Origin of the sequence: Geobacillus sp. ZGt-1 (genome assembly GCF_001026865.1) — a bacterium.
Classification (GTDB): domain Bacteria; phylum Bacillota; class Bacilli; order Bacillales; family Anoxybacillaceae; genus Geobacillus; species Geobacillus thermoleovorans.
In genome coordinates this window covers 25,357-28,982 of the sequence record NZ_LDPD01000014.1, presented here as the reverse complement: position 1 = coordinate 28,982, position 3,626 = coordinate 25,357, and the positions used below count along the sequence as shown (strand labels likewise).

The 3,626-nt window shown below is 54.5% G+C and carries 1 protein-coding gene; it reads right to left on the bottom strand.

Going from position 1 to position 3,626, the window contains the following annotated elements:
- Positions 1 to 3,341 (bottom strand): AAA domain-containing protein (locus VU18_RS06195; RefSeq protein WP_047757817.1); only part of this gene is annotated, 3,341 nt, incomplete at its 3' end.
- Positions 3,342 to 3,626: the final 285 nt, after the last annotated feature.

The following is a 3,626-nucleotide window of genomic DNA, read 5'->3' as shown; positions in this document are numbered from 1 at the left end:
TGTGGCGAGATGATAAACAGCCCGTGGCGCCAAAACGCTTGATCGCCATCCGGCGTGTCATCATACCGTTTTCCATCACCATCAAGGAGCCGTTCCCGAAGCACCCTCGTTATGTTGGCCACCCAGCGCGCTTCGGCCTCATTTTCTTGCGTGCCGTGCGCACCATCATAAACGCAAACAACAAGCGGATAATCGGGGTCGATCGCCGCTTCCACCCATTCATCGGCAGTTGGAGCGTCGACGAGCGCCAATGTTTGCTCGGCAATTTGGCGGTTGAACGCTGTATAGTCACGTCCATAAATCCGATCGGCCGGGTAGCGGCAAAGCGCCTCATTCATGCGGAAATTGTCCGTCAGTTGGCGGGTATACCGCTTCTCGACATCGGCGTCAAACAACAGGCGGAAAATCGAGTCGAACAAGTGCGGCTCCCCTTCGCCGGCCGCATACGTCCCTTGAATGATCGGCGGCAGCTGGAAATGGTCGCCGACAATGAGCAACCTGCCTGCTTTTTTGACATGGCGTAACGCCAACAGTGAATCGGCCACGCGGATTTGCGACGCCTCATCAAGGACGACGACGTCAAACCCTTCTATATAGCCTTTTTCGTATGCCCTTTGAATGCCGTACAGCGTGGCGCCAAGCACCCGATGGCCGCCGCTGCCAAGCCATCCGAGAAGGTCACGGTCCGCCACCTCGGCGATTCCTTTGGCGTTTTCCGTCTGAATCTCGCCGAGTTTCGCGATATGGACGCTGCGCCGCGGCACAAGCTCCTGAATTTTGCGCAGGCAGTTTTCAATCGCCGCGTGAGTGAAGCCGGAGATGAGAATGGCAAGCCTCCGCCCCTGATGTTCGTAAATCGCCATAAGCAACTGAAGAGCGGCGGCGATAAAGTGCGTTTTTCCGGTGCCAGGCGGCCCCCAGACGAGTGTCAACGTATGACGAAGAAATTGAAGAAACGCCTGGCGCTGGCTTTTCGTCAGCCCGCTTTGGCGGAGGAGCGCCTTCACCTCCTCTACATCCCAGTTGGGACGAAACGTTTTCCGATACCGGATCGGATCGCGAATCAAGTCCAAGATGCGATGATTGTCCTCGTCCAACTGTTGCAACGCCTGCAAGACACGCCGGGTGGTAAAATCGGCATGCCGGATCGACAGCCGATACTCCTCTCCTTCCACAAGCGGAAACCGGTCGATCCATTTGGGCAACTCGAGCTCGAGTTCAGCTGTCTTGCCATCATCTTCGATGGCGCGAATGCGGGTAAAGTACAAATTGGCCCATTGGGGCGGCTTCCATTCGCTGGAATACTTATAATCTGGAAACGCCTGTTGCGCCTTTTCCCCTTCCTCATTGCACTCCGTCAAAATCCAGCTCGCCTTTTGATCGATCGCTTCAAGCGCCTGCCGGTTGTTCAATCGGAACCGATCGCCGCCAAGGTACGTGACATGAAGCGTCACTCCGTTCTCAAGCCGCTCCGAAAGCGGGAGCAGGCGGCTTCGGCGAATTTCCAAGTAGTTTAATAGCGCCTCGTAGCGCGCCATAAACGCCAGCTTGGACACAAGCGGATCACGGTAATCAGCCGAATGAGGAAACGCAAATTTTTCCGGCCAGACCATAAGTGGCGAAGGATCGACGCTCTCGGCCCACGCACGGATTCCTTGAATGATGCTGTGAGCGGCCCAAAGGCGGCGGCTCAGCTCCTTCTCGACCGCTTGCCGTGTTTCCGTGTCCCCTGTTTGCCAGGCATCATGCAGCACATCCAGTTTCATGGCGTTTGTCAAGCGGAACGAAAAGCGCTCGCTCGCCGAGTACAGAAACGGCGAATCATGGTAGGCCGCAATATACCGCGACAAGTCTTCAAGACGGTACGCAACATGCGTCGGCAAGGCGAACAGCTGGCTCACAGCCGTTGTCAGGACAACGACAGGAAGCGGAACGATTTCGGACGGATGATCGCTGGCACTTGCTAATGAGCTGCTATGAAAATACGACAGCAGCCGAACAGCTTTTTCGTTATAGTCTGGATCGAACAAAAGCGCTTGAAGCAGCTGCTGCACATTGTCCCATTCATAGTTGTCGACGACATACGCCTGCACGGACTTTTGCGCCCGCCACTCTCGCTCTCGGTTGTAATCGTGCACCGTATGAAGCAGGCGGTCCAGCGCATCGGCCAACTTTCGGCCGACCTCGTCACATTCCTCAAACGAACCGGCGATAACATGATGCATTTCCGATCCCGTTCCAAACACGTCTGTTCCACCAACACGGTACAGCGATGCCGCCGCGATCTTGCCCGTCAACGGGTCGCGTTGCGCGGTGAGAATAAGACGGATGTCTTCCCATATCGGCATATGCGTCACCGCCCGATCATAAGGAACGACTTTTTCTTGCATGATGGCCTCAAGCTGCGCTTCAAGCCGCCGAAGTTGGCGCGCCAGCCCGGCGTTTTGTTTCAGCACATGCCTGTTTTCTTGACGTTCAAGAAATTGGCGAAACTCACCGATCGTCTCAGGCAGCTGCCGCTCACGGATGAAGCGGGACGTGTAGTTCGATAAGTACAGAACGAGGGAAATGTGCTTCTGTTGCCGTGCTTTGTCGAAACAATAGTCATAAAACGGACACCATTCACACCGGTAATCTAAGTGCCAAAACAGCTCATCGGGTTGCTTCTCGGCCAGCGCCGTCAGTTCGCCAGCCAAAAACTGTTCGAGATACGGGAGCAACTGGCTGATATCCGCTGCTTGCGGCTGCTCGGTTTTGTACGTCCATACCCCCGCTTCGCGCCAATCCACATTGCCCCTAATGCCGTGCTCCTCTAAAACGGAAGACAAAATCAAGGCGTACAACGCCGTTTGCACGCGGTGGGAAAGCTTCAACACGTCTGATGATTTGATGTCGATGATGCGAAACACAAAGCCGTTTTGTCCCGGTATGCACTCAATCAAATCCGGGCGGCACGCCGCAAAATGGATGTCGTCCCGATCCAACCCGTACCGTTCGTAAAAGCGCGGCGGCGCGATCAATGTCGGCTGATACAAATATCGCTTGCTCGGCCGCTTCAACTCGCGGATCGTTTCCTCGCCATCCAAATAGCAGTGGGAAATCGGCACGCCAGGCTCTCGCTCTCCCATCTTCACTTGGCCGGCCAAATGGGTCGTGATCACTTCCTCTTCCCACTCAACTCCTCGGCGCAGCACTCCCTCATGAACCGCGGGCCGCTCAAACAGCTCTTCCGGCACATCGAGCTCGCCGCGCCGCTCTTTCGCCAACGACTGAAAATAAAAATTCCGCTCGCACTCATGATAAAAATAGCTTGCGATTTTGGCAGGAGAAACGTAAAGCATACATCGATCCCTTTCTAAAACGTACTGGCCGATGCCCGCACTGAGATTTGTCAGTTTGTTTATCCATTGTATCATATGTTTGTACGCTTTCCTATATACACCATTCCTGCTTGTCTAACAAGAACATATGTGCTATAATGAAGGAAATTAAGATGAAAGAGGGGCCAACATGAGCGAAGAGATCCTCTTGCAACTGTTCGACCGGCTCGGTCATATCGAAAACACGTTGCATCTCCTCGTCGAAAGCCACAAACGGCTGGAAGCGGAACAACAAGAAATGCGAAA